This is a genomic window from Candidatus Protochlamydia sp. R18 (genome assembly GCF_000648255.1).
GTDB classification, from domain to species: domain Bacteria; phylum Chlamydiota; class Chlamydiia; order Chlamydiales; family Parachlamydiaceae; genus Protochlamydia; species Protochlamydia amoebophila.
On sequence record NZ_BASL01000631.1, the window covers coordinates 1 to 6,223 of the forward strand.

The 6,223-nt window shown below is 31.8% G+C and carries 7 protein-coding genes; 3 read left to right on the top strand and 4 right to left on the bottom strand.

Translation table 11 applies throughout. The features are described from left to right. Positions 1–242 precede the first annotated feature (242 nt). Positions 243–914 (top strand): hypothetical protein, encoded by a 672-nt coding sequence (locus TY19_RS02775; RefSeq protein ID WP_042279959.1) that lies wholly within the window; start codon positions 243–245, stop codon positions 912–914. Positions 915–1,268: 354 nt separating this feature from the next. On the opposite strand, the gene TY19_RS02780 is transcribed toward TY19_RS02775, so the two are convergent. Continuing rightward, positions 1,269–1,631: a hypothetical protein gene (locus TY19_RS02780; protein WP_039360078.1), complete on the bottom strand. Its 363-nt coding sequence runs from the start codon at positions 1,629–1,631 to the stop codon at positions 1,269–1,271. Further along, complete coding sequence (locus tag TY19_RS02785) at positions 1,609–2,415, bottom strand: hypothetical protein (protein ID WP_039360075.1); 807 nt, start codon at positions 2,413–2,415, stop codon at positions 1,609–1,611. Before TY19_RS02785 ends, TY19_RS02780 begins: the two co-directional genes overlap by 23 nt. Positions 2,416–3,068: 653 nt before the next feature. On the opposite strand from TY19_RS02785, the gene TY19_RS02790 reads away from it, so the two are divergent. Beyond that, positions 3,069–3,428: a hypothetical protein gene (locus TY19_RS02790; protein ID WP_042279962.1), complete on the top strand. Its 360-nt coding sequence runs from the start codon at positions 3,069–3,071 to the stop codon at positions 3,426–3,428. Between the two features lie 207 nt (positions 3,429–3,635). Further along, positions 3,636–4,307 carry a hypothetical protein gene (locus TY19_RS02795; RefSeq protein WP_042279964.1) on the top strand — a complete coding sequence of 224 codons (672 nt, stop codon included), beginning with the start codon at positions 3,636–3,638 and terminating at the stop codon, positions 4,305–4,307. Positions 4,308–4,646: 339 nt separating this feature from the next. Here the strand turns inward: TY19_RS02795 and TY19_RS02800 are convergent, their stop codons facing one another. Together TY19_RS02800 and TY19_RS02805 are read right to left on the bottom strand one after the other, a co-directional pair. Then, complete coding sequence (locus TY19_RS02800) at positions 4,647–5,006, bottom strand: hypothetical protein (protein ID WP_042279966.1); 360 nt, start codon at positions 5,004–5,006, stop codon at positions 4,647–4,649. Further along, positions 4,993–5,820: a hypothetical protein gene (locus TY19_RS02805; RefSeq protein WP_042279967.1), complete on the bottom strand. Its 828-nt coding sequence runs from the start codon at positions 5,818–5,820 to the stop codon at positions 4,993–4,995. Before TY19_RS02805 ends, TY19_RS02800 begins: the two co-directional genes overlap by 14 nt. Positions 5,821–6,223: the final 403 nt, after the last annotated feature.

The following is a 6,223-nucleotide window of genomic DNA, read 5'->3' on the forward strand; positions in this document are numbered from 1 at the left end:
TTGCAGTAAAGCTAGATCTCGTACAAAACACATTAAAACAATCAAATATTTTTTAATAATAAAATTTAATACGCATTTTTGTTTAAATCTTTATTTTTTTTACAAAAGCCGTTTTTGTATAACTCTAAATCTGTTTTTTTATGTTAGGAAATCATATGATAAAAAATTTGCAATTAAAATAATTTACGACGATTAATTGCAAAACTAAACGGCATATAGCCAATTAAAATAAGGAGACTTTAATGGAACCTTCTTCGAGCAGCATTAGTTGTGGAAGTTCTCAAACTTGGGTACCTATAAACGCGCAAGAAGCTGCAGATCTTAAATTAAAAGTAAAAGGAGATATTCAAAGCTATGTCGGTCATCTGCGAGAATTAAAACAGCTTGAAGCAAAAAAAGCACAACTTGAGGCACAGGAAGTCAAACTTGAGGCACAGGAAGTACAACTTCGAGCTCAGAAAAAGCAGATTCATGCAGAAGCTTTAGTCGCTAAACAAGACCTTGATCAAGAAAAAGTGAAGCTTCAAAACGCTATTAATTTAATGACTGCTAGACTTTTTTATGGAGTTTTCCAGAAAAAAGATTTAGATAAGATGACAAGTGAGCAAGCAAATTCAATTGTATCAACCTATGGATTAAATGAAGCTATTGTTTTAGATAGGCAGACGCAAACAAGCAAAGTTACTTCTATGCTTCCTTTTATACAGTTCATAAAAGATAATCGAGCACCTCTTTGCAATTTCCAAAAAATTAGTCAAGTAACAGATATAAAAACATTTGCTCAATATATTCAAGATCCTTCTAGTTTTGTCAGAGTTGTTGCGATGAAAATAGGTATTACCGACGAAGAAAAGCAAAGCTTAACAGACGCTATTGTTAAACGAAACGGAACATTAAAAGTTCAATACGTTTAGTAAATACTCATTATTTTTATCGATCAACTGGGTCAGCTAGTTGGTCGATGACCTTTCCAATCTTGTTTGTGTCAATTCCTTTCTTGCGTTGATTATTTAGCAAACATTTCCCATAAATTCTACGGCTACAGTAGTATCTAAGCTATCAGGTACATATAAAACAAATCCTTAAAGAGTGGCAGTAGCTTCAGATCAGGATGTTTATTGAAAAGGAAAAGGATGCTTATAAGGTTTAAGGGTTATTCTTATAAGCATCGAAAAATTCTTAGGATGATAGAAGTGTTCCCTCTCTATCCAACAAAAAGATGAAAAATTGGCAAAGAAAATGTTTCATCATAGAATGGGTATCATTTATTATTTAACCAAGCACATATTTTCGGAATGAGGGTTTTCTAGATGACGACAACTTTGATACACATTCACATTAACAACTTTAGTAAATAAATGAAAATGGAGATCCATTCCGATAAGTTTGGTTTTTATTGAAATAAGTCCTTTCGCTAATAGACGGGTATAATGATAAATACATTCAAATAATTGAGATAAAAATTTAAAGATGGGTTGTATGACATTGACGAATCTAGCTGAAGAAAACTTTTTAGAAAAAATTTCTTCATTGGGTCGAGAAAAACTACTACGATTTACAAATTTCGATGATTTTTGCAAAAGTGAATCTGAATGACAAGTGCTAGAATTAATTGAATTGATGTTGTTCATACTCTTCTACTCTTTTTTTATGAATTTGGAAAAATTCGTGAGTCTCAAAATTTTTGTCTATTACATCTTTGTAAATATGATAATCATCAGCATATTGACGAAATAAATGCGATATATCTTTTAACGCACGATGGTGAACTTTCGCAAAAATTTCAGGTGGTATCAATGTATGTTTCTGTTTTTCGCATTCAACAATAGCCCAGGTATCAGACGGTAAAGCGATGTTACGCACTTTTTCAATCACTAAACGAAAATTTTCTAGCTTTGCCTTAGGGCATTCATTAATCAAGCAATCTGCGTATTCTTCTGGTAGAGGAAGCGATTCCATTTTTATTTTTGGCATACTCACAAATTCATGTCCATAGGCACCATTCAAAATCCAAGTAGGCAAAAAATTGAATGCTTCTCGACCAAAGCCTTTTTCCACTAGTTTCATACATGCTAAATATTCTTGAATTGCTTTATTAGCAATTTGTTTAGTTTTGTCAAGTTTTATTGCTAGTTGATTATCAGAATCTTCTGGATCAGAAAATTCTTTACTTTGATAAAAATAAAATTCGTAAAAGCAAAAACTGAGATAGAGAGGGAGTTGCATTGACATATCCTCTAGCAGCTCCCATTTAGAAAAAGTTGAAGGAGGGGAGCCAACATTTTTAAAAAATTTCTGGGCTGCAGCATTAACTACGGAATCAGGACAAGAAGAGTTACCTTCCTTATCGGTTTGGGTATCTTTACAATATTCTATAGTTGAGCTAATAAAATTGACACAAAGATCAATTATCATATTTACCTCCAATTCATCCTATATATTTTAGTTAAAAGTTCAACATTTTTTTATTTTTTATGTTGTTTTTTTAACTTCGATTTTTAAACGCAACAATCAGCTGACTTAGGAGCATTTTACTTTTTATTTCAGTAAAGCTAGATCTCGTACAAAACACATTAAAACAATCAAATATTTTTTAATAAGGAAATTTAATGCGCATTTTTTGTTTAAAACTTTATTTTTTTTATAAAAGCCGTTTTTATATAACTCTAAATCTGTTTTTTATGTTAGGAAATAATATGATAAAAAATTTGCAATTAAAATAACTCACTATATTTAATAGCAAAACTAAACGGCATATAGCCAATTGAAATAAGGAGAATTTAATAGAACCTTCATCAAACAACATTAGTTATGGCGGGACTCAATTATTCGTTTCTGAAGAAAGTCTCGATCAGCTCAGGAATGAGCTTAAGGATATCCTTAGAACGCATGCTCAATCTTATGTCCAGCATGCTAAAGAAAAAACTGGTCTTGTTCAAAAACAAGCCCAAGCTCAATTAGAGCTCGAAGCTGCTGAGAAAAAAGCCCAAGCTAGTCGAGAGATAGCTCAAGCTAGTAGGGAAGAGGCCAGGATTAGTAAAGAAAATCTTAACTCAAAAACAACAATAATGATTGCATCGCTTTTCTGCGCTGCTTTTGGCAAAAAATTAGATCCTGCACAAGCTAACCAAACAGTGGCTCGCTATGCTTTGAATCAAGCTATTAATTTAGAAATAGAAAAGAGAGCTAGCCACGTGATTTCTACTTCTCCTTTCATTCAATATTTAAAAGAGCATTCAGAAGTGACTTCTTGCAACTTTAAACTCTTTACAACAGTGGCAGATGTAAAAAATTTAGCTCAGTATCTGCAAGATACTTCTTGTGCCGTTCAAACTGTCATTATGAAAAATAGTATTACAGCTGCTGAAAAAGCCAGTTTAGCTACAGTTGCCGCAAATAGACCGACCCTAAAAGTGACATACGTCTAGTCATTCATTAATTCTTTATTGATCAATTGCTGAATAAGGCGGTTGATCGATAAATGCTTCTTATTTCTCTTTTTATTTAATAAATATAAAAACTTTTATACCAATCAATAATATAAACTTTTACTTAAATTTTACCAATATAGATCTATTTTACCTGTTTTAGCTTGAACAAGCTAATAAAATTACAATTTAAATAAAGAGACTTTAATGGAACCTTCTTCAAGCAGCATTAGTTGTGGAAGCACTCAAACTTGGGTACCTATAAACGCACAAGAAGCTGTAGATCTTAAAGTACAAGTAAGAAGCCATGTTCAAAGCTATGTCGGTCATCTGCGAGAATTAAAGCAGCTTGAAGCAAAAAAGGTACAACTTGAGGCACGGGAAGTACAACTACGAGTTCAGAAAAAGCAGATTCATGCAGAAGTTTTAGTCGCTAAACGAGAAGCCTTAGCCGCTAAACAAGATCTTGATCAAGAGAAAGTGAAGCTTCAAAACGCTATTAATTTAATGACTGCTAGACTTTTTTATGGAGTTTTCCAAAAAAAAGATTTAGATAAGATGACAAGTGAGCAAGCAAATTCAATTGTATCAACCTATGGATTAAATGAAGCTATTGTTTTAGATAGGCAGACGCAAACAAGCAAAGTTACTTCTATGCTTCCTTTTATACAGTTCATAAAAGATAATCGAGCACCTCTTTGCAACTTCCAAAAAATTAGTCAAGTGACAGATGTAAAGACATTTGCTCAATATATCCAAGATCCTTCTAGTTTTGTTAGAGTTGTTGCGATGAAAAAAGGTATTACCGACGAAGAAAAGCAAAGCTTAACAGACGCTAACGTTAAACGAAACGAAACATTAAAAGTTCAATACGTTTAGCAAATACCTGCTATGTTTATCAATTAACTGGGCCAACTAGTTGATTGGTGACCTTCCCAATTTTATGCGTGTCAATTCCTTTCTTGCATTGATTATTTAGCAAACATTTCCCACAAATACTTTGGCTAGAATAGTATCTAAGCTACTAGGTACATAAAAGGATTTTTGATCAACTCAAACAAAAACTTAAAGAGTGGCCGTAGTTTCAGGATGTTTGCTAAAAAGGAAAAGATGCTTATAAAATTTAAGGGTTATTCTCATAAGCATCAGAAAGTTTTTTGAGTCGTTAATTTTCAACCTTTTCTCCTCACATCAAAATAAAACACATATCATTGCTATTTAGCAGGCCAAAATTCCGCTCGGAGAAATATTTTGTGGGTTGGAAACATCATAATTAATATTAACAGTAAATAGATGGAAGTGGAGATGGAGATCTATTCCTATTAATTTAGTTTTTATTGAAATAAGCCCATTTGCCAATAAACGAGCGTAATGGCACATGCATTCAAACATTTGAAATAAAAAATTAAAGATCGGTTGGATAACAAGGGTTGTTTTTGATAAAATGTGATTTTCTTGTTGAGGAGCTTTCACGATTACATAATGAGGATTTTCACAAGAAATTGTAGAACTTGATAGCTCTTGTGGCAATATTTCTGGATAATAAGCGTTAGGATTAGCCAAATTAATGTTGTTCATACACTTCTATCCTTTTTTTATGAATTTGAAAAAATTTGGATGTATCAAAATATCCATCAATTAGTTCTCTATCAAGTTTAGTAACAAAATGTTGATGAAGTAAATACTTGATTTCTTCCATCGCACGATGATGAACTCTCGCAAAAACCTCCGCTGGTACCATCTTTTCTGCATGCTGTGCACAATCAATAATAGACCAGGATTCAAACGGTAATTTAATATACTGTACTTTTTGAGCAATTAAACAAAAATTTCCCAATTTTGCTTTAGGAAATAAATCAATTAAATAATCGGCATATTCACTGGGTGGAGCAAGTAAATCTGGCTCAATTATTTTTGTTATATTTACAAATTCATAGTTGCAGAAATAATCGAATATAAAAGTCGGGACAAAACTGATCATTTCTCGAGCAAGGCCTTTTTCTAAAAGCTTCATACAGGCTTGATATTCTTGAATGGCTTTAGCGGCAATCTGTTTAGTTTTGTCAAGTTGTAGTGATAATTGGGTAGAATCATTGAAATCAGAAAGGTCTTTGATTTGATAAAAATAAAATTTGTAAAGGCTAAAATTAAAAAAGGCAAACATTTGGATATCCATATCGCTTAAAAACTTTACCTTAGAATAGGAAGAGGGTGCGCCAATATTGTCAAAAAACCTTTTCGTAGCAGCCTTAGTTACAGAAGGGGGGGAAGAAGAAAGGCCTGTTTTACTGTCAATTTGGACATCTTTGTAAAGTTGATCCCAAGAATTAAGAATGTTAAGAGAACCGATAATAACCTCACAGGGATTGTCAATGCTAAGATTAATTGTCATAATTCCCTCCAATTTATCCTATATATTTCAGTTAAAACTTCAACATATTTTTTAATTTTTTTTCATGTTCGTTTTTTTAACTATGCTTTCACGTTTTTAAACGTAGCAATCAGCTAATTTTAAAAGTATTTTACTTTTTATTGCAGTAAAGCCAGATCTCGTACAAAACATATTAAAACAATCAAATATTTTTTAATAAGAAAATTTAATACGCATTTTTTGTTTAAATCTTTATTTTTTTTTATAAAAGCCGTTTTTATATAACTCTAAATCTGTTTTTTATGTTAGGAAATCATATGATAAAAAATTTGCAATTAAAATAATTTACTACGATTAATTGCAAAACTAAACGGCATATAGCCAATTGAAATGAGAATTTAGGTAGTGCTAAATAGGTAAGGCT